A 23,304-nucleotide genomic window follows, 5' to 3' on the forward strand; every position below is an offset into this window, starting at 1 on the left:
CTCACCCCGACCCTCTAAGAGCGAGCTTCGCTCGTCTCGACCCCGCAAGAACGGGGAGAGGGAGGGATACTCAACTGTTCTCCACCAGAAACTCCACGCGCTCGGCGGCGAAGCGAGAGCGCTTGGTGACCAGCGGCTTGTCAGCAGTGTCGACGTCGGTGGCATCGACGACGAGCACCGCGTGGCCCAGCGCGAGATTGAGCCGCACCGCATCGGTGGCATCGACGATCGCTCCGGTGATCCGGGTCGAGGAGCGCCGGTAGTCCCTGACGCCGTAATGCGCCAGCAGCTTCGTCATGGAGCGGACGTTGGCGAACACGTTGCCGGCATCGGGAAAGCGCTCGGCCGACAGCCAGGTGGTGGAGACGCAGATCGGCGTGCGGTCGGCGAGCCGGACCGACTCGATCCGGACCAGCGGGGCGCCGATCTTCAGGCCCAGCTCGCGGGCGATCTCGCGGGTGGCGACGTCGCCGCGGGCGTCGATCAGCTGGCCGCGCGGCTCGTGTCCGCCGGCGCCGACGATCTCGGAAAATCGGGTGCGTGAGCGCAGGGGATAGGCGAGGCGCTGCGCTTCGACATAGGTGCCGCTGCCGCGCTCGGCGCGCACCAGGCCGCGTTCCGCCAGCGCCGCGAGCGCGCGCCGCACGGTGTGGCGGTTGACGCGATAGGTCTCCGCGATCTCCATCTCGCCGGGCAGCTTTTCGCCCGCGACGAAGCGGCCGTCAGCGATGCCGCGCTCGATGCCGTCGGCGACCTGCCGCCACAAGGCGACGCCGGAACTTTCCTGCATGCTCATGGCGCCGTGATACCAGAAATCTTCAGTTTGTCACGAAACAGTCATGGCGCTTCGCTATCAAGTTGTCTATTAACATAGACAACTTGAGTCGGGCAAGGTTGCTCATGAGTTCGGCCGGTCGGAACAGCAAAGAGGCGCAGCGCAAGGCCGCAATGGCGGTGCTGGCGCATTCCGGCGCCGCCGAGATCGCGGAGCGAATGCGGCAGATCGCGGTGCCGGCGCATGAAAATCTCCGCGAGCCCGAGAATGGCCTCGTGATGCTGCGCGGCCGGGTCGGCGGCGACGGCGCGCCGTTCAATCTCGGCGAGGCGACGGTGTCGCGCGCCGCGGTGCGGCTTGCGACCGGCGAGGTGGGCTTCGGCTACACGCTCGGCCGCGATGCACAAAAGGCGCAGATGATCGCGCTGTGTGACGCCATGGTGCAATCGGCGGAGTTGTCCGGCGAGGTGGAGGCGAAGGTGATCGCGCCGCTGCGTGCGGCGGTCGACGCTGAACGCAGCCGCAAGGCCGCCGAGACCGCGGCGACGCGGGTCGATTTCTACACCATGGTGCGCGGGGAAGGATGATACGATGACGACGGTTGCCGAATTGCCCGCAGGTTTTGCCGACAAGGTGTTGTCGGCGCAGTCGACGTTCCGCTCGGTAATGGACGCGATGGCGCGCCCGGGCAGCGTCCAGCGCGTCGCGGCGCAGGCGGGGACGCCCGCCGGCATGATGCGCGGCACGGCTGCGATTGCGCTGACGCTGTTCGATCACGACACGCCGATTTGGCTCGATGGCGCGATGTCGGCGACGCCGGATGTCGCGAGATGGCTGAAGTTTCACACCAGCGCGCCGGTGATTGCGGATTCTATGGTCGCCAGTTTCGCGCTCATCGGCGATGCGGCGAGCCTGCCGGCGCTCGATCGCTTTGCGTTCGGCAGCAGCGAATATCCGGATCGCTCGACCACGCTGATCCTGCAGGTGGACAGCCTGACGCAGGGGCCGGCCTTTGAGCTGAAGGGGCCGGGCATCGACGGCACGGCGCTGCTGCAGGCGATGATCCAGCCGCGCGACCTGTTCGGGCGGCTTGCGATTAACGAAGCCTTGTTCCCGCGCGGCATCGACGTCGTGCTGGTCCATGACGATGCCATTGTCGCGATCCCCCGCACCACGCGGTTGGTCGCAAGCGGAGTGTAAGCGATGTATGTAGCCGTCAAGGGAGGTGAACGCGCCATTGAGAACGCCCACCGCCTGCTCGCGCATGAACGGCGTGGCGACCGCGATGTGCCGGAGGTGTCGCTGGCGCAGATCGCCGAACAGCTCTCGCTCGGCGTCGATCGCGTCATGACCGAAGGCTCGCTCTACGATCGCGAGCTCGCGGCGCTGGCGATCAAGCAGGCGCGCGGCGACATGATCGAGGCGATCTTCCTGGTCCGCGCGTTCCGTGCCACGCTGCCGCGCTTCGGCGCGACCGAGCCTGTAAATACCGGCGAGATGCAGGTGCGGCGTCGTGTCTCCTCGACCTTCAAGGACATTCCGGGCGGCCAGATCCTGGGGCCGACCTTCGACTACACCCATCGCCTGCTCGATCCGCAGCTTGCCGAGGGTTTCGTGCCGGAGCAGCCGCTGACGGCGGAGGCGTCGCAGGCCGCGACGCCGCGCGTGACCGACATTCTCGGCCGTGACGGCCTGATCGAAGGCTCGCCGCAGGCGGACGCCGACGCACCGGTCGGCGACCTCACGCGCGAGCCGCTGAACTTTCCGGCCGACCGCGACCTGCGGCTGCAGAACCTGGCTCGTGGCGACGAAGGTTTCCTGCTCGCGCTCGGCTATTCGACGCAGCGCGGCTATGGCCGCAACCATCCGTTCGCGGGCGAGATCCGCTTCGGCGATGTCGAGGTCGAGTTCTTCGCCGAGGACGCAGGCTTTGCCGTTCCGCTCGGCTCGATCGAACTGACCGAGTGCCAGATGGTCAACCAGTTCAAGGGCTCGGCGACCGAAGCGCCGTGCTTCACCCGCGGCTATGGCCTGGCCTTCGGGCAGAGCGAGCGCAAGACGATGTCGATGGCGCTGGTCGATCGCGCTCTTCGCGCGCGCGAGCTCGACGAGGAGGTGACCTCGCCGGCGCAGGACGAGGAGTTCGTGATGTCGCACTCCGACAATGTTCAGGCGACCGGCTTCGTCGAGCATCTGAAGCTGCCGCATTACGTCGACTTCCAGTCCGAGCTCGGCTTGCTGCGCAAGCTGCGGCAGGAATTCGCCGAGGCGAACGAGGCTCCCGAAATGCAGGAGGCCGCGGAATGAACGCGCCGACTTACAACTTCGCCTATCTCGACGAGCAGACCAAACGGATGATCCGCCGCGCGATCCTGAAGGCGATCGCGATTCCCGGCTACCAGGTGCCGTTCGCGAGCCGCGAGATGCCGATGCCCTATGGCTGGGGCACCGGCGGCGTGCAGGTCACCGCAGCAATCCTCGGCCCCGACGACGTTCTGAAGGTGATTGATCAAGGCTCGGACGACACCACCAACGCGATTTCGATCCGCAAGTTCTTCGGCAAGACCGCGGGCGTTGCGACCACGACCTCGACCACGGACGCGACCGTGATCCAGACCCGGCACCGCATTCCCGAGGCGCCGCTGCATGCGAGCCAGGTGCTGGTCTATCAGGTGCCGATCCCGGAGCCCCTGCGCTTCCTCGAGCCGCGCGAGACCGAGACGCGGCGTATGCACGCGCTCGCCGAATACGGGCTGATGCATGTGAAACTCTACGAGGATATCGCGCGGTTCGGCCACATCGCGACCGCCTACGCCTATCCGGTGAAGGTGAACGCGCGCTATGTGATGGATCCGTCGCCGACGCCGAAATTCGACAATCCGAAGATGGACAATTGCCCGGCGCTGCAGCTGTTCGGCGCCGGCCGCGAGAAGCGCATCTACGCGATCCCGCCGCACACCACGGTGGTCTCGCTCGATTTCGCGGATCACCCGTTCACGCGCTACCGTTTCGATGCGCCGTGTGCGCTGTGCGGCGCCGACGATTCCTATCTCGACGAGATCGTCACCGACGACAAGGGCGGGCGGATGTTCGTCTGCTCCGACACCGATTTCTGCGAGCAGCGCCAGGCGGCCGGACATCACGGCACGCTGAGCGCGGCGCCGCACAAGGAGAAGGCGCATGTCTGAGCTGTCCCGCCTCGACAACGACCAGCCGCTGCTGGTCGCCGAAGGGCTTGCCAAGAACTATGGCCAGCTCGCGGCCTGCCGCGACGTCTCCTTCTCGCTCTATGCCGGCGAGGTGCTGGCGATCGTCGGCGAGTCCGGCTCGGGCAAGTCGACCCTGCTGCAGCTTCTGTCGGCGCAACTCGCGCCGAGCGCGGGACGAGTGTCCTACCGGATGCGCGACGGCGCGCTGCGCGATCTTGCCGGCCTAGGCGAAGCCGAGCGGCGCTTTCTGTTCCGCACCGATTGGGGTTACGTGCACCAGGATCCAGCGCAGGGATTGCGCATGGCGGTCTCGGCCGGCGCCAATGTCGGCGAGCGGCTGATGGCGGTCGGCTGGAATCATTACGGCCGGATCCGCGACACCGCGTCGAACTGGCTCGAGCGGGTCGAGATCGATGTCGGCCGTATCGACGATGCACCCAAGACCTATTCGGGCGGCATGCGGCAGCGGCTGCAGATCGCGCGCAATCTCGTCACCGAGCCGCGGCTGGTGTTCATGGACGAGCCGACCGGGGGCCTCGACGTCTCGGTGCAGGCACGCCTGCTCGACCTGATGCGCAACCTCGTCAGCGAGCTCGGCCTCGCCGCCATCGTCGTCACCCACGATCTCGCCGTCGCGCGGTTGCTGTCGCACCGCGTGATGGTGATGAAGGGCGGCCGCGTCATCGAGACCGGATTGACCGACCAGGTGCTCGACGATCCGCGCGAGCCCTATACGCAACTGCTCGTTTCCTCGATTCTGCCGCCATGAGCCCGCCAATGACCGCGATGATCGAACTTGCCAACGCCGAAAAGACCTTCATCATGCATCTGCAGGGCGGTGTCGAACTGCCTGTGGTGCGCGGCGTCTCGTTCCACGTCGAGCCGGGCGAATGCGTGGTGCTGTCGGGCCCCTCGGGCGCCGGCAAATCCTCGATCCTGAAGATGATTTTCGGCAACTACCGCTGCGACAGCGGCCGGATCGGCATCCGCCACCGCGGCACGGTGATCGACCTCGCCACGGCCGAGCCGCGCCAGGTGCTGAGCATCCGCCGCTCGACCATCGGCTATGTCAGCCAGTTCCTCCGCGCCGTGCCGCGGGTGGCGTCGATCGACGTCGTCGCCGAACCCTTGATTGCCAACGGCGTCGCGCGCGAGGAAGCTCGCGAGCGTGCCGGCCGCCTGCTGCGCCGGCTCAACATTCCGGAGCGGCTGTGGCCGCTGCCGCCCTCGACCTTCTCCGGCGGCGAGCAGCAGCGCGTCAACATCGCGCGTGGCTTCATCTCGGATTTGCCGATACTGCTGCTGGACGAGCCGACCGCCTCGCTCGATGCCGCGAATCGTGCCGTGGTGGTCGAGCTGATCGGCGAAAAGAAGACAAAGGGCGTTGCGATGGTCGCGATCGTTCATGACGATGAGATCCGCCGTTCGATTGCCGACCGCATCGTCGACGTGACCTCGTTTGCCGCTGCCGCCTGAAGGACCGTTTGAAATGACTGCCAAGCAAGACACCATCATCGGCAACGCCCGGGTCGTCCTCGCCGATCGCGTGATCGAGCAGGGCTGGGTCGCCATCGCCGACGGCAAGATCGCCTGTTACGGCGAGGGCCGGGCGCCCGAGGCAGCTGAGGACGCCGGCGGCGATCTGATCATGCCCGGGATGATCGAGCTGCACACCGATCATCTCGAGATGCACTACGTGCCGCGGCCCAAGGTGTACTGGGATCCGGTGGCGGCCGTGATCTCCTATGACGGGCAGCTCGCGACCTCCGGCATCACCACGGTGCTGGATTCGCTCCGCGTCTGGCGTGAGGAGGGCGCGGAGGGTGTCGATGGCCGCGCCGGTCTGCTGGCCGAGGCGATCGCGGCGGCGCGCGAGGAGAACCTGCTGCGCGCCGACCATTTCCTGCATCTGCGCTGCGAAATCCCGATGCCCGATGTGGTCGCGGAAGCCAAGGAGCTGATCGATCGCCCGGATGTGCGGCTGATGTCGCTGATGGACCACACACCGGGCCAGCGCCAGTTCCGCGACGAGGTGAAGCTGCGCGACTACTACCGCGGCAAGGGCGGCGGCATGACCGACGCCCAGCTCGACGTGCTCTTCGCAAAGCGCTTCGCCTATCAGAAGGAATATGCCGCGACCAATATGCGCGCGATCGTCGCGCTGGCGCATGAGTACAAGATCCCGCTGGCGAGCCACGACGACACCACGGACGAGAACGTCGCCGACGCCGTCAACGACAAGGTGTCGGTCGCGGAGTTTCCGACCACGATGGAAGCCGCGCGTGGGCTGCACGCCGCCGGCATCGACATCCTGATGGGAGCGCCGAACGTCGTGCGCGGCGGTTCGCATTCCGGCAACATCGCGGCCGTCGATCTGGCCCGCGAGGGCATGCTCGACATTCTGTCGTCGGACTACATCCCGTCGAGCCTGTTGATGGCGGCGCTGCAATTGCCGCGGCGCGTGCCGACGATCAATCTCGCGTCCGCCGTCCGCACCGTGACGAAAACGCCGGCAGAGGCGGTCGGCCTCGCCGATCGCGGCGAGATCGCAGTCGGCAAGCGCGCCGATTTGATCCGCGTTCACATCGCGCGCGACCTGCCGGTCGTGCGCAGCGTCTGGCGCGAAGGGGGGCGGGTCGCATGAGTAATGCTCCCGCCTTCACCGAGCCGCGTGCCGGCGCGATCGGACCGGGACGGCTGGTGCTGGTGGTCGGTCCGAGCGGTGCCGGCAAGGACACGCTGCTGGGATTGGCGAAGACGGCCTGCGCCGACGACCGCAACATCGTGTTTCCGCGCCGCCTGATCACCCGCGAGGCGTCGTCTTCGGAAGACAACGAGGAGGTCAGCGCGGAGGCCTTCCAGCGCGCGGTGGCGGGCGGCGACTATGCCATGCACTGGGAAGCCCATGGGCACCGCTATGCGCTGTCGCGGGCAATTGACGACGAGATCGGTGCCGGCCGCACCGTGATCGCCAACGTCTCGCGCACGGTGATATCGGCCGCGCGCCGCAACTATGCCAATGTCGTGGTCGTTTTGATCACCGGGCCGCCGGATGTCCTCGCTGCGCGGCTCGCGATGCGGGCACGCGCCAGCGACGGACGGCTGGAGCAGCGGCTGGCGCGCACGATCGACGAGACCACCGCGTCGCCGGACTTCACCATCGTCAATTCGGGCACCGCCGAATATCACGCGCGGCAGCTTGTCCGCGTCATCAAGGGCGAGCGCTGGGACGGCTAGGCAACTTCCAAACGAGAAAGGGCACTGATGTCGGTGATTGAAACGATCGAGCAGCTTGAGGCGATCTACGGTTTCCCGAACGATGCGTCGACCGTGAAGGTCGCGGACCGTGTGACGCCGCTCTACCGCGCGCTCATCGAAAAATCGCCGTTCGTGTCGCTTGCAACCGCCGGACCCGAGGGGCTCGACTGCTCGCCGCGCGGCGACCTGCCGGGCTTCGTGCGCATCCGCGACGAGAAGACGCTGATGATGCCGGATCGCCGCGGCAACAACCGCTGCGATTCACTGCGCAACATCGTCCGCGATCCCCGCGTCGGGCTGTTGTTCCTGATCCCGGGCTCGGGCAGCACGCTGCGCGTCAACGGCCGCGCCTATGTCACAGCCGAGCCTGAGCTGCTTGCCTCGTTCAAGATGGAGGGCAAGGCGCCGCACGCGGTCATCGTGATGACCGTCGAGGAGATGTATTTCCAGTGTGCCCGCGCAATCGTGCGTTCCGACCTCTGGAATCCCGACAAGCGGGTTGATCCCAAGACGTTGCCGACGCCCGGCCAGATCCTCGCGGAGATGAGCGAGAACACAATCGGTGGCGAAAAATACGATCGGGAATGGCCCGAGCGCGCGCGGCAGACGATGTGGTGATGGCTAGAACATGATGAGATTGAGCTGGAGCCGCAATGGAGGTTCACCTCTCCCCAACGGGGAGAGGTGAACCGAATTCGCGGCCAACTGGCTCGATCCAAATTCATCGCGTGCTAGGCGGCGGATCGTTTGCCCTTCGATTGCTCTTCGAACGCCTTCAATGACACCGCCGCGACCTGGCGCAATGCCTCGCGGTCGGCACCCGAGGAGGCCATCACGCCCATGCCGGCGGTGACGGCGGAGAGATAGCGCGCAAGCGCGGCGGGATCGGCGGCCTCGCCGAGATCATGCTCGGCCTTCGCGCGCACGAAGCGCTCGCGCAACTGGTCCTCGGTCTGTGCGCGCCGTGCGGCCAGTTCGAACGGGACGTTTTCCGAGCCGGTGCCGCAGGCGAGGCCGCCCTGGACCAGCAGGCAGCCGGGCGGGTTGGCGGGATCGGTCTGGGTGTCGGCGGTCTCCATCAGCATCCGCTCCGCCACATCGTGGGCGGTGGGCGCGCTGAGAACCTTCTCCATCCAGGCGTTGCGCTTTTCGGTGTAGCGATCGAGGGCGGCCTTCAGGAGCCCCTCCTTGCTGCCGAAGGCGGCGTAGAGGCTCGGCGGATTGATGCACATGGCTTCGGTGAGCTGCGCGATGGTCGCGCCCTCATAGCCGTGCCGCCAGAACACCTCCATTGCCCGATCCAATGCCGCGTCGGCGTCGAAAGCGCGGGGACGTCCCATAGCCATCTTGCGTTACTCCCTGAGCCGGGTGCCGTTTCTGTGACGATTTTCCCCACTCTATCCTCTTGTTGAATTTGATCTTTCCCCTGACTTCCAGTTTCCCCAACAGTCTGCTAAGAATTTCCTAGCGTTCGATACATAAATATCTTGCAGATCAGCGTCCAGCTCCACATCTGTAGCGAACACTACAGTTATCTGGAGCGCGCGAATGCCCTCGTCAACTCAAAATCCCCGTTCCGGCCGTTTCCGACGCACCGTCGGCGGTATCATGATCCTTGGTGCCGTCGCAGTGGCTGGTTCAATCGCGACCGGCCGCTATTTCTATGCCGCGCAGGCGACCACCGCCGCGACCCCTCCCGAACAGGCGGTCGCCGTTACGGTCGCGGTCGTCGAGCCGCGCCGGACCACGCTGTTCGACGATTTCTCGGGCCGGCTCGAGGCCGTCGACCGCGTCCAGGTTCGGCCCCGGGTCGCCGGTGCGATCCTCGCGACCAATTTTACCGAGGGTGCGCTGGTGAAGGCCGGCGATGTCCTGTTCAAGATCGATCCGGCGCCCTATGCCGCCGAGGTCGACAAGGCCCAGGCGCAGCTCGAGGCCGCAAGGGCCCGCGCGATGTTCACCGCCAGCGAGGTCGAGCGCGGCGCGCAGCTGGTCGGCAACAACATCGTGACCAAGCGGGACTTCGACCAGCGCGACAACGCCAACCGCGAGGCGATCGCCAATGTAAAGGCGGCCGAAGCCACGCTGCAGACGGCGAAGCTCAACCTCGACTACACCGAGGTGCGCGCGCCGGTCGACGGCCGGGTCGGCCGGATCGAGGTCACTGTCGGCAATCTCGTCGCCGCCGGCACCGCGTCGCCGGTGCTGACCACGCTGGTCTCGGTCAATCCGATCTACGCCAGCTTCGATGCGGACGAAGAGGTGGTCCTGCGCGCGCTGAATTCGATCGCCGACGCCTCCGGCAAGCGCGGCGATCTCGGCCGGATCCCGGTCGACATGACGACGTCCGGCGGCCTCAGCGCCCAGGGGCACATTCAGCTCATCGACAACCAGGTCAACGGCCAAAGCGGCACCATCCGCGTCCGCGCCGTGTTCCGCAACGACGACGGCCGGCTGATCCCCGGGCAGTTCGCGCGCGTGCGCATGGGCCAGCCGCAGCAGCAGACGCTGGTCCTGATCGACGAGCGCGCGGTCGGCACCGACCAGGACAAGAAGTTCGTCATGGTCGTCGGCGACGACAACCGCGCGGTCTACCGCTCGATCACGCTCGGCGGCTCGGTCGACGGGCTGCGCGTCGTGACGGCGGGCCTGAAATCGGGCGACCGCATCGTGGTCAATGGTCTGCAACGCGTCCGTCCCGGCGCACTCCTGAAGACCGAAGTCGCCGCGATGGGCGCGCGGGGCATGCAACAGGCATCCGCCGAGGCCAACCAGCACACGGCGCAGCGCTAAGCACCTGCTGCGCCCGGGGGCATCACCATGAATCTCTCAAAATTCTTCATCGACCGGCCGATCTTTGCCGGCGTCTTGTCGATCCTGATCTTCCTGGCCGGCCTGATATCGCTCTTGGCGATGCCGATCTCGGAATATCCCGACGTGGTGCCGCCGTCGGTCGTGGTGCGCGCGACCTATCCCGGCGCCAATCCGAAGGTGATCGCCGAGACGGTCGCAACCCCGATCGAGGAGCAGATCAACGGCGTCGAGGGCATGCTCTACATGAGCAGCCAGGCGACCACCGACGGCGCGATGACGCTGACGGTGACCTTCCGCCTCGGCACTGATCCCGACAAGGCGACGCAGCTGGTGCAGAACCGCGTGCAGCAGGCCGAACCGCGCCTGCCGGCGGTGGTGCGCCAGCTCGGCATCATCACCAAGAAGAGCTCGCCCGACCTCACCATGGTCGTGCATCTGCTGTCGCCGAACAACCGCTACGACATGACGTATTTGCGCAATTACGCGGTGCTCAACGTCAAGGACCGGCTGGCGCGGATCGATGGTGTCGGCGACGTGCAGATCTACGGCGCCGGCGACTATTCGATGCGGATCTGGGTCGATCCGCAGAAGGCCGCCGAGCACGGCCTGACCGCGAGCGACATCGTGCGCGCGATCCAGGCGCAGAACGTCGAGGCCGCCGCCGGCGTGGTCGGCTCGTCGCCCAGTGTCAAGGGCATCGATCTGCAGCTCTCCGTCAACGCCGAAGGGCGGTTGTCGACCGAGGAGCAGTTCGGCGACATCGTCGTGAAGACCGGTTCGCGGGGCGAGGTAGTGCGGCTGCATGACGTGGCACGGATCGAGCTCGGCGCCTCCGAATACGGCCTGCGCTCGCTGCTCGACAACAAGCAGGCGGTCGCGCTGCCGATCTTCCAGGCTCCCGGCTCCAACGCGCTGCAGATCTCGGACAACGTCCGCGCCACGATGGCCGAGATCAAGAAGAACATGCCGGAAGGCGTGTCCTACCAGATCGTCTACGACCCGACGCAGTTCGTGCGCTCCTCGATCGAGGCCGTCATCCACACGCTGCTGGAGGCAATCGCGCTCGTCGTCCTGGTCGTGATCCTGTTCCTGCAGACCTGGCGCGCATCCATCATTCCGTTGCTCGCCGTCCCGGTGTCGATCGTCGGCACCTTCGCGGTCATGCATGTGTTCGGATTCTCGATCAACGCGCTCAGCCTGTTCGGTCTGGTGCTGGCGATCGGCATCGTGGTCGACGACGCCATCGTCGTGGTCGAGAATGTCGAGCGCAACATCGAGTCCGGCCTGTCGCCGCGCGACGCCACCAATCAAGCAATGCGGGAGGTGTCGGGGCCGATCATCGCGATCGCGCTGGTGCTGATCGCGGTGTTCGTGCCGCTTGCCTTCATCTCCGGCCTCACCGGGCAGTTCTACAAGCAGTTCGCGCTCACGATCGCGATCTCGACCGTGATCTCGGCGATCAACTCGCTCACTCTGTCGCCCGCGCTGTCGGCGCTGTTGTTGAAGGGCCATCACGAGCCGAAGGACCGGCTGACGCTGATCATGGAGAAGGGGCTCGGCTGGTTCTTCCGCGGCTTCAACCGCGTCTTCACCCGCTCCTCGGAGAATTATGGCCGCACCGTCTCCAAGGTGATCTTCGGCAAGGCCGCGGTGACGGGCCTCTACGTGCTCCTGATCGGCGTCACCGGCGTGCTGTTCAAGCAGGTGCCGAGCGGCTTCGTGCCGGGCCAGGATAAGCAATATCTGGTCGGCTTTGCCCGACTGCCCGACGGCGCCACGCTCGACCGCACCGAGGAAGTGATCCGCAAGATGAGCGACATCGCGCTGACGCAGCCGGGCGTCGAGAGCTCGGTGGCGTTCCCCGGCCTGTCGATCTCCGGCTTCACCAACTCCTCCAACGCCGGCATCGTGTTCTCGACGCTGAAGCCTTTTGACGAACGCAAGGATCCCTCGCAGAGCGGTCCTGCGATCGCAGCCGAGCTGAACAAGAAATATGCCGGCATCCAGGAGGCCTTCATCGCTATGTTCCCGCCGCCGCCGGTCAACGGCCTCGGCACCATCGGCGGTTTCAAGCTGCAGATCGAGGATCGCGCGGGCCTAGGCTACGAGGCGCTGAACGATGCGACCAAGGCGTTCATGGCGGCGATGCAGAAGGCGCCGGAAATCGCCGGCGTGTTCTCCAGCTTCCAGGTCAACGTGCCGCAGCTGTTTGCCGACATCGATCGCACCAAGGCGCTGCAACTCGGCGTGCCCGTGACCGAAGTCTTCAACACGCTGCAAATCTATCTGGGGTCGTACTATGTCAACGACTTCAACAAGTTCGGGCGCACCTATTCTGTCTATGTCCAGGCCGACGCTCCGTTCCGCGCGCGGGCCGACGATATCAGGCAGTTGAAGGTGCGCTCGTCCTCAGGCGACATGGTGCCGCTCTCGGCCCTGTTGAAGGTCCGTCAGAGCGCAGGCCCGGAACGCGCGATCCGCTACAACGGCTTCCTGTCATCAGACATTAACGCCGCCGCGGCGCCAGGCTATTCCTCCGGCCAGGCGCAGCAGGCGGCGACGCGGATCGCAGCCGAAGTGCTGCCGCCCGGCTTTGCCTTCGAATGGACCGACCTGACCTATCAGGAGTTCATCGCGGGCAATTCGGGACTCTGGGTGTTTCCGCTGGCGATCCTGCTGGTGTTCCTGGTGCTGGCCGCACTCTATGAGAGTCTCACGCTGCCGCTCTCGATCATCATGATCGTGCCAATGGGCCTTCTGGCCGCGATGTTCGGCGTCTGGCTCTCGAAGGGTGATAACAACGTCTTCACCCAGATCGGCCTGATCGTGCTGGTAGGGTTGTCGGCCAAGAACGCGATCCTGATCGTCGAGTTCGCGCGCGAGCTCGAATTCGCCGGGCGTTCGCCGATCCGTGCCGCGATCGAGGCAAGCCGGTTGCGTCTGCGGCCGATCCTGATGACGTCGATGGCGTTCATCATGGGCGTGTTGCCGCTGGTGCTCTCGACCGGCGCGGGCTCGGAGATGCGGCGCGCGATGGGCGTCGCGGTGTTCTCCGGCATGATCGGCGTCACGATCTTCGGCCTGTTCCTGACGCCGGTGTTCTATGTGCTGCTGCGCAGCCTCACCGGGATGAAGCCGTTGACGCAGCACGGCGAGGCGACAATCCCGAACAAGGCGCACGCGGCATGATGCCGCGTGCGCCTTCATGAACTTTTCGAAAGGTCAGGCTGCGATGTCCAGCAGCAGTTGCGAGGAACCGCGGATGAGCACCTTGCGGCCCGCCGGCGTCAACACAAACGAATCACCCCGCACCGCAACATAGCCGAGCGTGATGAGGCTTTCGACCGCAAACCGGCTCAGTTTTGAAGGGTTTGCCGCGGGAGCCCGCAGCGCTTTCAACGCGTCCCACTGATCAGGTCTGAGTTCGAGTTCTTCGCTCATGGATCTTTGCACTCCAGCAATTCACGGGCTGCGAGATACAGAGCGCAGATGAATTTCGTGCGACCACAACGAGTCAGGATTTCGATTTATGTGGACCCGCCGTCACATCATCGTGTCATTGGATTATTTCAACTTTTTCGAATCGCGTAGCGCAGCGACGCGTGATGTCGTCACACAGGTTAACCGCTAGGGTTAACCGCGCCGCACGCTCGCGCCCCCGTCGACCGGCAACGTGACACCGGTGATGAAGTTGGCTTCGTCGGAGGCGAGAAACAGCGCGGCGTTGGCGACGTCCCAGCCGGTACCCATCTTGTGGCGCAGCGGCACCTTGCTGTCGCGTTCGGCCTCGACTTCGGCGCGGCTCTTCTTGAATTCGCGGGCGCGGGTGTCGACCGCCATCGGCGTGTTCATCAATCCAGGCAGGATCACATTGGCGCGAATGCCGTATTGCGCGTTCTGGTAGGCGAGCTGCTCGGTGAAGGCGATCATCGCCGACTTGGTCGCCTTGTAGGCGACGTAGGGATAGGTCGTGATCGCAGCCATCGACGAGATGTTGATGATCGCGCCGCGCTGCTGCTGCCGCATGATCGGGATCACGTGCTTGGCGGCGAGGACGCAGCTCTTCAGGTTGATCGCCACGCAGCGATCGAACGCCTCCTCGGTGATGTCGAGCAGCTCGGCGTCGCCGCCGGACAGGCTGACGCCGACATTGTTGTGCAGGATGTCGACGCTGCCCCAGCGCGTATGCGCATCCGTCACCATGGCCTTGATGTCGGCATTCCGCGTGACGTCGGCCTTGAAGGCGACGGCGGTGCCGCCCTTGGCCGCGATCAAGTCGACGGTCTCCTGCGCCGAAGCCAGATTGTGGTCGACGCACAGCACCTTCGCGCCCTCGCGGGCGAAGGTCAGTGCGGTGGCGCGGCCGTTGCCGATGCCCTCGCCGGGGCTCTGTCCGGCCCCGACGACGATGGCGACACGATCTTGCAGGCGCATGTCATTTCACTCCCGGCATTGGGTACTGCTGCAGTACCTCTCTGTAGGTCGGTTCATTGTCGATCTTCATGGTGGCGAGTACCCGCACCACGGCGCAGTAGAACGCGATCGTCAACACGAGGTCGGTCATGTGCTCGTCGGAGAGATGCGCCTTGATCTCGGCAAAGGTCGTATCCGACATCGCGAGCTCGCGGACCATCTCGCGGGCGCCTCTGAGGATCGCCCTGGCGAGCGGCTCGAGCTTCGACGGTTTGCCATCGGTCTCCGCGATCAGGCCCTCGATATCAGCGTCGGTGACGCCGAACTCCTTGCCGATCTTCACATGATGGGTGAACTCATATTCCGACTTCTCGAGCCAACCGACCTGCAGGATTGCAAGTTCGCGCAAGCGCGGATCGAGCTTGCTCTTGAAGCGGATGTAGCCGCCGATCCCGTTGAAGGCGCGCGCCATGTCCGGCGAGTTGACCAGGAGCTTGTGCAGGTTGGTGTTGCGCTTGAGCATGTCCCGATATTCGGGCGCAACCTGATCGGCTTCGAGATAGGGCAGGCGGGCCATTGTTGTTGTCCTTGGTTTGGCGGCTTGCGGGATGCGCGGCGATCGTTTCAGCCGTAGAGCGCTTTGTACTCGCTTTGATAGTTGGCATAGGAGTCCTTCATGCTGGCGCCGTTGAGCAGCATGGTCGCAACCGGGATGTTGTCGGCATCGAACACGGTCGTGCGCACCCACATGCTCTCGGTGCGCTTGCTGCCGGAGAGTGCGACGACCTCGCGCTCGGCCCAATAGGTCTCGCCCGGGAATAACGGGCCTCGCAGCAGCCGGATCTCCTGGTCCGCGAACAATCCGACGGCCGGGCCGCGGACCGGCAGCCGGTCCTCGCGCGCCCGGTACTGGAACAGCACGCTCAGCATCTCCATCGGGATGATGGCGCGGCCCCAGGGATTGTGCTCCAGCGAATAGTAGTCGGAAGGCTCAGTAATCACCTTCAGCTTGTCGGTCAGCGAAAACGGATAGAGATCGCCCATGTTCTGGTCGAAATCCATTTTGATCGCTTGCCGGGTTGTCTTCATGCCGACCTTGATGTCGGCGAGGATGACGGGATCGATCAGCGGCTTCAACTCGTCGAGCCGGTGGCTAAGGGCCGTCTCCGTGCCGTCGCCGTCAATGGATGCCGAGCCGCGCAACACCTCGGTGCCGTCGCGCTTGATCATCCCGATCGCGCAAACGGTCTGGCCCGGTTTCGGCTTCTCGATCTGGGCCTGGACCTCTTCGCCTTCGAAGGCGGGATTGCGGTAATGCGCGGATAGGCATCCAGTCATGAACCAGGCCCGGCCCCAGATCCGCTCGCACAGTGGCGCGAACTGGCTGAAGTGGGCTGGCCCCTCGATCGTGCCGCCGCGGAAGCCGAGCTTCTGCGCGGTTGCATCATCGTGGATCGACGCGTGGGAGTCGTAGACCTGGGCCTGAAGCATCTGCTTCGGGCTGCGCCAGGGACCCACCAGCAGATCGCCGTTCTCCACGATTTCGGTCGTGAACGCGGTTTCGACTGTAATCATCCTTGGTCTCCCTTTGCGCGCCACCGTTTCAAAGAAGGCGCGGTTCGGCAAGGCCTCGCATATGCAGCAGGGAGAGGAGATATGTCTTGCCGCAAGGGGACAAGGCTGTTCATGCATAACAAAATCACTGCATGCTGATGCATGATCCTGTCCGAAGCGAAATGAGACCGGGTCGGACCGGCGCGGCAGAGACGGGATGGGGAGCCTGACGAATGGGGTTGATGGAAGTTGGACTGGACGACAAGTACCGGTTAGACGCGAAACGAATTTTCCTTTCCGGTACCCAGGCGCTGGTCCGATTGCCCATGTTGCAGCGCGAACGCGATCGTGCGCACGGGCTGAACACCGCAGGTTTCATCTCCGGCTACCGCGGCTCGCCGCTCGGCATGTACGACCACGCGCTGTGGCGCGCGAAGTCTTTCCTGAAAGAACATGACATCGCATTCGTGCCGGGTCTCAACGAGGACCTGGCGGCCACCGCGGTATGGGGCAGCCAGCAAGTCGGCATGTTTCCGGGCGCCAAGGTCGATGGCGTGTTCGGCATCTGGTACGGCAAGGGCCCCGGCGTCGACCGCTCGCTCGATGCGCTCAAGCACGCCAATTCTGCCGGCACCTCGCCCAATGGCGGCGTGATCGCGCTCGCCGGTGACGACCATGGCTGCCAGTCCTCGACCCTGGCCCATCAGAGCGAGCAGGTGTTCGCCTCGGCACTGATGCCGGTGGTCAATCCGGCGACGCTGCAGGATTATCTCGATCTCGGCATCCTCGGCTTTGCGTTGTCGCGCTATTCCGGCTGCTGGGTCGGCTTCAAGGCGATCTCGGAGACGGTGGAAAGCTCGGCCTCGATCGTCAGCGATCCCGATCGAATCAAGATCATCATGCCCGACGATTTCGAGATGCCGCCGAGCGGACTGTCGATCCGCTGGCCGGATCCGCCGCTCGAGGCGGAGCGGCGGCTGCACGGGCCGAAGATGGAGGCGGTGGCTGCGTTTACCCGCGTCAACCGCTTCGACCGCATCGTGCTGGATTCGAAGCCGGCGCGGCTCGGCATCATGGCGACCGGCAAGGCCTATCTCGATCTGCGCCAGGCGCTGGCCGATCTCGGCATCACGGATGCGGACGCGCAAGCCCTCGGCCTGCGCATCTACAAGGTGGCGCTGACCTGGCCGCTCGAGGAGCGCGGTGCGCGCGCCTTCGCCGAGGGGCTGCAGGACGTGCTCGTGGTCGAGGAGAAGCGCGGCTTCATCGAGGACCAGCTCGTCCGCATCCTCTACAACATGGATGCCTCGAAGCGGCCTTCGGTGGCCGGCAAGCGCGACGAGAGCGGCGCGATGCTCCTGCCGAGCGAAGGCGAGCTGACGCCGACCATGGTGGCGGCCGCCGTGGTCGCGCGCCTGCGCAAGCTCGGGCATCGCAGCCCGATGCTGGAGCAGCGGCTGGCGAAGCTTGAGGCGTTCGACCGGCCGGCCGAAGGCACCGGCGCCGTCAAGCTGGCGCGCACCCCGTATTTCTGCTCGGGCTGCCCGCACAACACCTCCACCAAGATCCCCGAGGGCAGCCGCGCGATGGCCGGCATCGGCTGTCACGGCATGGCGCTGTCGGTGCCGAACCGCCGCACCGCGACCATCTCGCATATGGGCGCGGAGGGCGTGAGCTGGATCGGGCAGGCCCCGTTCACCAGCGAAGAGCATGTGTTCCAGAATCTCGGCGACGGCACCTACACCCATTCCGGTCTGCTGGCGCTGCGTGCGGCCGCCGCGGCCGGCGTCAACATCACTTACAAGATCCTCTACAACGACGCGGTCGCAATGACTGGCGGCCAGCCCGCTGAAGGCGGCTTCACCGTGTCGCAGATCGCACACCAGGTCGCGGCCGAGGGCACCAAGCGGCTTGCGATCGTCTCCGACGATCCCGACAAGTACCCGGCCAACTATTTCCCGGCCGGTGCAACCGTGCATCATCGCCGCGAGCTCGATGCCGTGCAGCGGAGCTTGCGCGAGATCAAGGGCCTGACGGTTCTGATCTACGACCAGACCTGCGCCGCCGAGAAGCGCCGCCGCCGCAAGCGCGGGCTCTATCCCGATCCAGCGAAGCGCATCTTTATCAACGAGCGTGTCTGCGAGGGGTGCGGCGACTGTTCGCAGGCCTCGAACTGCGTCTCGGTGCAGCCGCTGGAAACCGAGTTCGGCCGGAAGCGCCGCATCGACCAGTCGAACTGCAACAAGGATTTCTCCTGCATCGAGGGATTCTGCCCGAGCTTCGTCACCGTGCTCGATCCCAAGCTGCGCAAGGCGGACCGCACCGCGGCCGATCCGAAGGCGCTGTTCGCCGACCTGCCGACGCCGCCTGCGACGGCGCTCGCCGGACCCTACAACATCCTGATCACCGGCATCGGCGGCACCGGCGTCATCACTATCGGCGCGCTGCTCGGCATGGCCGCGCATGTCCAGGGGCTGGCCTGCTCGACGCTCGACTTCACCGGCCTGTCGCAGAAGAACGGCGCGGTCATGAGCCATGTCCGGCTCGCGCCGGCCGCTGACATGCTGACCACGGTGCGCATCGCGCCCGGCAATGCCAATCTGATCCTCGGCTGCGACCTTGTCGTTGCGACCAGCGCCCCGGCGTTGAGCCGGGCCGAGCGCGGCGTCACCCGCGCAGTCGTCAACGCCGACCTGCTGCCGACCGCGAGCTTCGTGATCAATCCGGACATCGATTTCGAGGCCGGCGCGATGCGCGATGCGCTGAACGGCGCGGTGACACCTGCTGATCTCGACATCCTCGATGCCACGGGCCTGGCCACCGCGCTGATGGGCGACAGCATCGCGACCAACGCCTTCATGCTCGGCTTCGCGTTCCAGCGCGGCGCGATCCCGCTGTCGCTGGAGGCGATCCTGAAGGCGATCGAGCTCAACGGTGCAGCGATCGAGATGAACAAGACGGCGTTCTCATGGGGCCGGCTCGCCGCGCACGACCTGCAGCGCGTGGTCAGCGCCGCGCGGTTCAAGAGCGCGGGTGCTGCGCCCGCCAAGCGGACGCTGGACGAGGCGATCGCGTACCGCGCCAAGTTCCTCACCGACTATCAGGACGAGGCTTACGCCAGGCGTTATCTCGACGACGTCGCGCGCGTGCGTGCGGCCGAGGTTGCGACCGCGCCGGGCTCGCAGGAGCTGACCGAGGCCTTCGCCAAGGGCCTGTTCAAGCTGATGGCCTACAAGGACGAGTATGAGGTCGCGCGGCTCTATTCCGACGGCGAGTTCGCCAGGGCCTTGCGGGAACAGTTCGACGGCAATCCGAAACCGAAGGTGCTGCTGGCGCCGCCGCTGCTCGCGCAGCGCGATCCCGTTACCGGCCGTCTGCAGAAGCGCGAGTTCGGCCCGTGGGTGTTCCAGGCCTTCAGCATCCTGGCGCGGCTGAAGCGCCTGCGCGGCACCGCGTTCGACATCTTCGGCTACACGGCCGAGCGCAGGATGGAGCGCGCATTGCCGGGCGAGTACTCCGCGATGATCCTGCGTCACCTCGACGGCAAGCAGCGGCTCGACCTGCCGCGGCTGGTGGCGCTGGCCAAGGCAGCCGATCTCGTGCGCGGCTACGGCCACATCAAGGAAGCCAACGTCGCCCGCTACCGCGGCGAATGCGCGCGGCTGGAAAGCGCAATCGGCCAGCCGGTGGCGCAGGCGGCCGAATAGGACCGATGAGGCCGGCCGCGGTGGGAACTTTCCGCGGCCGGCATCGTTGAGCGGTAACCCTGCCCGCAGCATCGGCTGGATTTGGGCGGCCGGGCTCCTACATAATCACGGTTAATATTTGAAGTATTTGAGTGATTTCAGGAGGCCGTCTGATGGTCCTGAAAAGCGCTTTTGTTGTCACCGTTTGTACCGCGTCCCTGCTGTTGGGTGGCGTGGCGTCTGCTGATGAGTACCGCCCGGACGAATTCTTCAGCCTCGATCTCTCCAAGGCCGTGCTGTCGCCGAAGCGGCTCGGCCCCCCCGCCCAGTTCGAGCCGGTCCCTGTCGAAGCCAATTCCGACCGCAGCGCGAACGGGCCTACGCCGCAGGCCAATGCCGAACCGAAGGTTGAGGACACGAAGGTTGCGCCGCAGAAGGCGGTACGCACCGCCAGGGTGACGGCGGCGCCGGTCGAGAAGAAGGCGCCGGTCGAGAAGAAGCGGGCGGAAAGGCGCGTTCCCGCACGGGCCAAGCTGGCGCGTCGCCACACCAACCCGCTCAATGCTCAGGCCCGCGACACGCGGATCCAGACCTGGCCGTGCCGCTCCGGCGGCATCTGCAATTGGAAACGCTGAGACACTCCTCGCATCTCTACTCTCTTAATTCCCGCGTCAATACCAAATCCGTCATCCTGAGGAGGTGCATCAGTGCCGTCTCGAGGGATCAACGGCCCGGCTGCAAGATCAGGGCCGTGCATTCTTCGAGACGCGCGCAAGAGCGCACTCCTCGGAATGACGAGTTCGCTGTTCTCGCGCGGTGATCTGGGCCCGCGCCGATCGCGCCGCGTCCCAGCGAGATTATGGCGCAACACATCTAAGCGCGTCGCGACATCTTGATGACCGACGTCTTGCGGAAGCGGCGGGTTTGCGGGCAGACTACGCGTCGGCAGTCTTGCCAATTTCATTCCCACCAAACGATTTGCTGGCGTGACGTCGTCGATGGCGTCGGCATCCCATGCGTCAGGAGCACTCCATGGACAATCTGCAGACACAGGGCATCAGCCTGCCCCGGCTCGGGCTCGGCACCTTCCGCATGCAGGGCGACGCCTGCCGCGCGGCGGTCGAGAGTGCGCTCGTGCTCGGCTATCGTCATATCGACACCGCGGAAATGTACGCCAATGAAGAGCCGATCGGGGCCGCGATCGCAGCCTCGAAGGTCGCGCGCAAGGACCTGCATGTGACCACGAAGGTCTGGCACGAGAATCTGGCGCTCGATGCGATCCGAAAAGCCTTTGATGCCAGCCTGAAGAAACTGCGCCTCGATCACGTCGATCTCTATTTGGTGCATTGGCCGTCGCGCTCCATGAACCTGCCGGCGATCTTCGAAACGCTGATGCAGCTGAAGGAGGAAGGCCGCACCCGCGCGATCGGCGTTGCGAACTTCACGACGGCGCTGCTCAAGACAGTGGTCGAGGACGTCAGGGCGCCGATCGCCTGCAATCAGATCGAATATCACGCGATGCTGGACCAGACGCCGGTGCAGAGATATCTCGCCGCAAAATCCATCCCGCTGGTCGCTTACTGTCCGCTGGCGCAGGGCCGTATCGCCAAGGACGAAACGCTCGGCAGGATCGGCCGCAAGCACGACGCGACCGCGGCGCAAGTGGCGCTGAGATGGTTGCTCGACCAGGACGGTGTCGCGGCGATTCCGAAAGCCTCGCGTGCCGAAAGCCAGAGGGCCAATCTCGACGCACTGAAGGTCAGGCTTGACGATGACGATCGCAAGGCAATTGCCTCATTGCCCAAGGACATGCGTTGCGTCAATCCGGGCTTCGCGCCGGCCTGGGATTGATGAGCAGGCATTACTCTCGCAGCGACTTTGTCGCGCCTCCACAAAGAAAATGGCTCCGCGAGGAGCCATTTTCCCTTTGTGTCGGCCTTATTTGATTAATAGCGATGTCGCTTGATCACCACGACGCGATCATGATGGTGCCAGCCGCGATGCCAGCCGTGATCGCGCATTTCGGCGCGGGCGTGCCAACCATGGTCCCAATAATGGCCGCCACGTTTCACCACAACGGTTTCGGCGCTCGCGATCGACGGCACCGCCAATGCGAGTGCGCCGATTGCAGCAGCAATATATCCAAACTGCTTCATCTCATCCTCCTCAATTGAGCGAGAATGAAACAGCGCAGCCTATTGAAACGTTCCTGTGAAACTCAGAGAGTTTTCTGAACGCTTGTTCAGCAAGTGCGCGTCGACTCGCTACTGCGACCGGAACGAATCGATCCATCGTGCTACGAGCCGATCGCTAACTGCGCTTCTCGACGTTGCTGCTCCGCGTCGGCACGCCGAATTCCTTCCGGCACACCTCCGCAAGCACGGCGATGCCCTCGCGGATCTGCTGATGCGAGGGGCTCGCGAAGCAGAGCCTGAGCCGGCTGCCCGAGTGAGCCTTGTTGGTCGACCATTCAGGTCCCGGATTGATCGAGACGCCGGCCGCGAGCGCCGCCTGATAGAGCTTCATCGTGTCGACATTGTCGGGCAGCTTGACCCACAGGAAGATGCCGCCCTTGGGCGCCTCGAACTCGGCCACGGTACCGAACTGCTCGTTCAGCGCCTCCATCAGCGTGTCGAGTTTTGCGCGCAGGCCGCGCGTCAGCCGCGGCACGTGGGTCGCGAAATGCGGCGCGCAATATTCGGCGAGCACCATCTGCTCCAGCGCGCCGGAGCCGGCGTCGGTCTTTAGCGCCAGCATCCGCGACATCATCTCCCAGGGCGCCACGATGAAGCCGACGCGCAGCGCCGGCGCGATCGATTTCGAGAACGAGCCGATATGGATCACGCCGCCATGCTTGCTCATGGCGTAGATCGCGGGCGGCCGCTCGCCGCTCCAGATCAGGTCGGCGTAGCAATCGTCCTCGAAGATCGGCACGCCGTATTCCTGCGAGAGCCTCAGCATCTCGGCACGGCGGCCTTCGGGAAGGATCGAGCCGGTCGGGTTTTGCACGGTCGGGATGGTGTAGAGGTATTTCGGCGTGATGCCCCGGCGCTTGTGGTCGGCGAGCGCTGCGGCCAGCGCATCCATCCGCATGCCTTCGCCATCAAGCGGAATCCCGACCGCGTTGACGCCGAGCCGCGTCAGCCGGTTCAGCGAGCCCTGATAGGTCTCCTGCTCGATCAGCACGGTGTCGCCTTTGGCGAGCAGGGTGTGATTGACGAGGTCGAGCGCCTGCAGCGAGCCGGACACGATCATGATCTCGTCCGGCGTGCAGGCGATAGCGGCGTCGCGCTTCAGCTTTTGTGCCAGGAATTCACGCAAGGGCAGGTAACCCTGCGGCCCGTGGGCGAGGTTGTAGGTCGCGAGATTGCGGCCCTCGCGCTTCAGCACGGCATTGACCGCCTCTAGCAGCCCGTCGACCGGGACCTGCTCGGGATCGTTGTTGCCGCCGACGAAGCTGTACTTGGCAAGACCGGTCCACCGCGCGGCCGGCGCGGGCAGGCCGGCCGGGAGCAGGGGTGCAAAATCGAACTGGGCTGAGGTGGACATGGGTGTTTCGCTCCGTCTTGTTGTCGTTGCGAAGGCCGTGTCACGG

The 23,304-nt window shown here is 65.2% G+C and carries 22 protein-coding genes; 14 read left to right on the plus strand and 8 right to left on the minus strand.

Annotated elements, in window-relative coordinates:
- Window positions 1-70: 70 nt before the first annotated feature.
- Window positions 71-796, minus strand: coding sequence for a phosphonate metabolism transcriptional regulator PhnF (gene phnF, locus MTX23_RS10215; protein WP_280976506.1), 726 nt, complete (start codon window positions 794-796; stop codon window positions 71-73).
- Window positions 797-900: 104 nt separating this feature from the next.
- Here phnF and phnG point away from each other — a divergent pair, with 104 nt between their 5' ends.
- From phnG to MTX23_RS10260, 9 genes are read left to right on the plus strand one after another with little or no spacing between them, the layout of a single operon-like run.
- A complete protein-coding gene (gene phnG, locus MTX23_RS10220; RefSeq protein WP_280976507.1) occupies window positions 901-1,362 on the plus strand; it encodes a phosphonate C-P lyase system protein PhnG in 462 nt (153 codons plus the stop codon).
- Between the two features lie 4 nt (window positions 1,363-1,366).
- Window positions 1,367-1,975, plus strand: a complete 609-nt coding sequence (phnH, locus tag MTX23_RS10225; RefSeq protein ID WP_280976508.1) for a phosphonate C-P lyase system protein PhnH — start codon at window positions 1,367-1,369, stop codon at window positions 1,973-1,975.
- A gap of 3 nt (window positions 1,976-1,978) precedes the next feature.
- Window positions 1,979-3,082, plus strand: coding sequence for a carbon-phosphorus lyase complex subunit PhnI (locus tag MTX23_RS10230; protein ID WP_280976509.1), 1,104 nt, complete (start codon window positions 1,979-1,981; stop codon window positions 3,080-3,082).
- Window positions 3,079-3,963 (plus strand): alpha-D-ribose 1-methylphosphonate 5-phosphate C-P-lyase PhnJ, encoded by an 885-nt coding sequence (locus tag MTX23_RS10235; protein WP_280976510.1) that lies wholly within the window; start codon window positions 3,079-3,081, stop codon window positions 3,961-3,963. The genes MTX23_RS10230 and MTX23_RS10235 overlap by 4 nt, the downstream gene beginning before the upstream one ends.
- Window positions 3,956-4,753, plus strand: a complete 798-nt coding sequence (gene phnK / locus MTX23_RS10240; RefSeq protein WP_280976511.1) for a phosphonate C-P lyase system protein PhnK — start codon at window positions 3,956-3,958, stop codon at window positions 4,751-4,753. Before MTX23_RS10235 ends, phnK begins: the two co-directional genes overlap by 8 nt.
- A gap of 8 nt (window positions 4,754-4,761) precedes the next feature.
- Complete coding sequence (phnL, locus tag MTX23_RS10245; RefSeq protein WP_280976512.1) at window positions 4,762-5,460, plus strand: phosphonate C-P lyase system protein PhnL; 699 nt, start codon at window positions 4,762-4,764, stop codon at window positions 5,458-5,460.
- Window positions 5,461-5,473: 13 nt separating this feature from the next.
- Complete coding sequence (locus MTX23_RS10250) at window positions 5,474-6,628, plus strand: alpha-D-ribose 1-methylphosphonate 5-triphosphate diphosphatase (protein WP_280976513.1); 1,155 nt, start codon at window positions 5,474-5,476, stop codon at window positions 6,626-6,628.
- A complete protein-coding gene (gene phnN, locus MTX23_RS10255) occupies window positions 6,625-7,221 on the plus strand; it encodes a phosphonate metabolism protein/1,5-bisphosphokinase (PRPP-forming) PhnN (RefSeq protein ID WP_280976514.1) in 597 nt (198 codons plus the stop codon). The genes MTX23_RS10250 and phnN overlap by 4 nt, the downstream gene beginning before the upstream one ends.
- A 27-nt stretch (window positions 7,222-7,248) precedes the next feature.
- Window positions 7,249-7,860, plus strand: a complete 612-nt coding sequence (locus MTX23_RS10260) for a pyridoxamine 5'-phosphate oxidase family protein (protein WP_280976515.1) — start codon at window positions 7,249-7,251, stop codon at window positions 7,858-7,860.
- A 113-nt stretch (window positions 7,861-7,973) separates the two neighbouring features.
- On the opposite strand, the gene MTX23_RS10265 is transcribed toward MTX23_RS10260, so the two are convergent.
- A complete protein-coding gene (locus tag MTX23_RS10265; protein ID WP_280976516.1) occupies window positions 7,974-8,588 on the minus strand; it encodes a TetR/AcrR family transcriptional regulator in 615 nt (204 codons plus the stop codon).
- 202 nt (window positions 8,589-8,790) lie between these two features.
- Here MTX23_RS10265 and MTX23_RS10270 point away from each other — a divergent pair, with 202 nt between their 5' ends.
- Window positions 8,791-10,035 (plus strand): efflux RND transporter periplasmic adaptor subunit, encoded by a 1,245-nt coding sequence (locus tag MTX23_RS10270; protein ID WP_280976517.1) that lies wholly within the window; start codon window positions 8,791-8,793, stop codon window positions 10,033-10,035.
- 27 nt (window positions 10,036-10,062) lie between these two features.
- Window positions 10,063-13,245: a multidrug efflux RND transporter permease subunit gene (locus tag MTX23_RS10275; RefSeq protein WP_280976518.1), complete on the plus strand. Its 3,183-nt coding sequence runs from the start codon at window positions 10,063-10,065 to the stop codon at window positions 13,243-13,245.
- A gap of 33 nt (window positions 13,246-13,278) precedes the next feature.
- Here MTX23_RS10275 and MTX23_RS10280 read toward each other — a convergent pair whose 3' ends face one another.
- From MTX23_RS10280 to MTX23_RS10295, 4 genes are all read right to left on the minus strand, one after another.
- Window positions 13,279-13,497: a hypothetical protein gene (locus MTX23_RS10280; protein WP_280976519.1), complete on the minus strand. Its 219-nt coding sequence runs from the start codon at window positions 13,495-13,497 to the stop codon at window positions 13,279-13,281.
- A gap of 192 nt (window positions 13,498-13,689) precedes the next feature.
- Window positions 13,690-14,490 carry an SDR family NAD(P)-dependent oxidoreductase gene (locus MTX23_RS10285; protein ID WP_280976520.1) on the minus strand — a complete coding sequence of 267 codons (801 nt, stop codon included), beginning with the start codon at window positions 14,488-14,490 and terminating at the stop codon, window positions 13,690-13,692.
- A gap of 1 nt (window position 14,491) precedes the next feature.
- The gene (locus MTX23_RS10290) at window positions 14,492-15,046 is read right to left on the minus strand and encodes a carboxymuconolactone decarboxylase family protein (protein ID WP_280976521.1); all 555 of its coding nucleotides are present in this window, start codon (window positions 15,044-15,046) and stop codon (window positions 14,492-14,494) included.
- Between the two features lie 47 nt (window positions 15,047-15,093).
- A complete protein-coding gene (locus MTX23_RS10295; RefSeq protein ID WP_280976523.1) occupies window positions 15,094-16,044 on the minus strand; it encodes a hypothetical protein in 951 nt (316 codons plus the stop codon).
- 212 nt (window positions 16,045-16,256) lie between these two features.
- Here MTX23_RS10295 and MTX23_RS10300 point away from each other — a divergent pair, with 212 nt between their 5' ends.
- The 3 genes from MTX23_RS10300 to MTX23_RS10310 all read left to right on the plus strand — a co-directional run bounded on the left by MTX23_RS10300 (window position 16,257) and on the right by MTX23_RS10310 (window position 21,560).
- Window positions 16,257-19,730 carry an indolepyruvate ferredoxin oxidoreductase family protein gene (locus tag MTX23_RS10300; protein WP_280976524.1) on the plus strand — a complete coding sequence of 1,158 codons (3,474 nt, stop codon included), beginning with the start codon at window positions 16,257-16,259 and terminating at the stop codon, window positions 19,728-19,730.
- 152 nt (window positions 19,731-19,882) lie between these two features.
- A complete protein-coding gene (locus MTX23_RS10305) occupies window positions 19,883-20,344 on the plus strand; it encodes a hypothetical protein (RefSeq protein WP_280976525.1) in 462 nt (153 codons plus the stop codon).
- Window positions 20,345-20,741: 397 nt separating this feature from the next.
- Window positions 20,742-21,560 (plus strand): aldo/keto reductase, encoded by an 819-nt coding sequence (locus MTX23_RS10310; RefSeq protein WP_280976526.1) that lies wholly within the window; start codon window positions 20,742-20,744, stop codon window positions 21,558-21,560.
- A 95-nt stretch (window positions 21,561-21,655) separates the two neighbouring features.
- Here the strand turns inward: MTX23_RS10310 and MTX23_RS10315 are convergent, their stop codons facing one another.
- Window positions 21,656-21,865 (minus strand): hypothetical protein, encoded by a 210-nt coding sequence (locus tag MTX23_RS10315; RefSeq protein WP_280976527.1) that lies wholly within the window; start codon window positions 21,863-21,865, stop codon window positions 21,656-21,658.
- Between the two features lie 154 nt (window positions 21,866-22,019).
- Window positions 22,020-23,258: a PLP-dependent aminotransferase family protein gene (locus MTX23_RS10320; RefSeq protein WP_280976528.1), complete on the minus strand. Its 1,239-nt coding sequence runs from the start codon at window positions 23,256-23,258 to the stop codon at window positions 22,020-22,022.
- Window positions 23,259-23,304: the final 46 nt, after the last annotated feature.

The sequence above is a fragment of the Bradyrhizobium sp. ISRA436 genome (assembly GCF_029910015.1).
In the GTDB taxonomy this organism is placed as follows: Bacteria; Pseudomonadota; Alphaproteobacteria; order Rhizobiales; family Xanthobacteraceae; genus Bradyrhizobium.

Bases quoted from the DNA above. Each gene is read 5' to 3' on its own strand.
- phnH (WP_280976508.1), top strand. From the start codon at position 1,367: ATGACGACGGTTGCCGAATTGCCCGCAGGTTTTGCCGACAAGGTGTTG.
- MTX23_RS10275 (WP_280976518.1), top strand. From the start codon at position 10,063: ATGAATCTCTCAAAATTCTTCATCGACCGGCCGATCTTTGCCGGCGTC.
- phnN (WP_280976514.1), top strand. From the start codon at position 6,625: ATGAGTAATGCTCCCGCCTTCACCGAGCCGCGTGCCGGCGCGATCGGA.
- MTX23_RS10260 (WP_280976515.1), top strand. From the start codon at position 7,249: ATGTCGGTGATTGAAACGATCGAGCAGCTTGAGGCGATCTACGGTTTC.
- MTX23_RS10310 (WP_280976526.1), top strand. From the start codon at position 20,742: ATGGACAATCTGCAGACACAGGGCATCAGCCTGCCCCGGCTCGGGCTC.
- MTX23_RS10250 (WP_280976513.1), top strand. From the start codon at position 5,474: ATGACTGCCAAGCAAGACACCATCATCGGCAACGCCCGGGTCGTCCTC.
- MTX23_RS10280 (WP_280976519.1), bottom strand. From the start codon at position 13,497: ATGAGCGAAGAACTCGAACTCAGACCTGATCAGTGGGACGCGTTGAAA.
- MTX23_RS10285 (WP_280976520.1), bottom strand. From the start codon at position 14,490: ATGCGCCTGCAAGATCGTGTCGCCATCGTCGTCGGGGCCGGACAGAGC.
- MTX23_RS10230 (WP_280976509.1), top strand. From the start codon at position 1,979: ATGTATGTAGCCGTCAAGGGAGGTGAACGCGCCATTGAGAACGCCCAC.
- MTX23_RS10270 (WP_280976517.1), top strand. From the start codon at position 8,791: ATGCCCTCGTCAACTCAAAATCCCCGTTCCGGCCGTTTCCGACGCACC.
- MTX23_RS10235 (WP_280976510.1), top strand. From the start codon at position 3,079: ATGAACGCGCCGACTTACAACTTCGCCTATCTCGACGAGCAGACCAAA.
- phnG (WP_280976507.1), top strand. From the start codon at position 901: ATGAGTTCGGCCGGTCGGAACAGCAAAGAGGCGCAGCGCAAGGCCGCA.
- MTX23_RS10300 (WP_280976524.1), top strand. From the start codon at position 16,257: ATGGGGTTGATGGAAGTTGGACTGGACGACAAGTACCGGTTAGACGCG.
- MTX23_RS10265 (WP_280976516.1), bottom strand. From the start codon at position 8,588: ATGGCTATGGGACGTCCCCGCGCTTTCGACGCCGACGCGGCATTGGAT.
- phnF (WP_280976506.1), bottom strand. From the start codon at position 796: ATGAGCATGCAGGAAAGTTCCGGCGTCGCCTTGTGGCGGCAGGTCGCC.
- MTX23_RS10320 (WP_280976528.1), bottom strand. From the start codon at position 23,258: ATGTCCACCTCAGCCCAGTTCGATTTTGCACCCCTGCTCCCGGCCGGC.
- phnK (WP_280976511.1), top strand. From the start codon at position 3,956: ATGTCTGAGCTGTCCCGCCTCGACAACGACCAGCCGCTGCTGGTCGCC.
- MTX23_RS10315 (WP_280976527.1), bottom strand. From the start codon at position 21,865: ATGAAGCAGTTTGGATATATTGCTGCTGCAATCGGCGCACTCGCATTG.
- phnL (WP_280976512.1), top strand. From the start codon at position 4,762: ATGACCGCGATGATCGAACTTGCCAACGCCGAAAAGACCTTCATCATG.
- MTX23_RS10305 (WP_280976525.1), top strand. From the start codon at position 19,883: ATGGTCCTGAAAAGCGCTTTTGTTGTCACCGTTTGTACCGCGTCCCTG.
- MTX23_RS10290 (WP_280976521.1), bottom strand. From the start codon at position 15,046: ATGGCCCGCCTGCCCTATCTCGAAGCCGATCAGGTTGCGCCCGAATAT.
- MTX23_RS10295 (WP_280976523.1), bottom strand. From the start codon at position 16,044: ATGATTACAGTCGAAACCGCGTTCACGACCGAAATCGTGGAGAACGGC.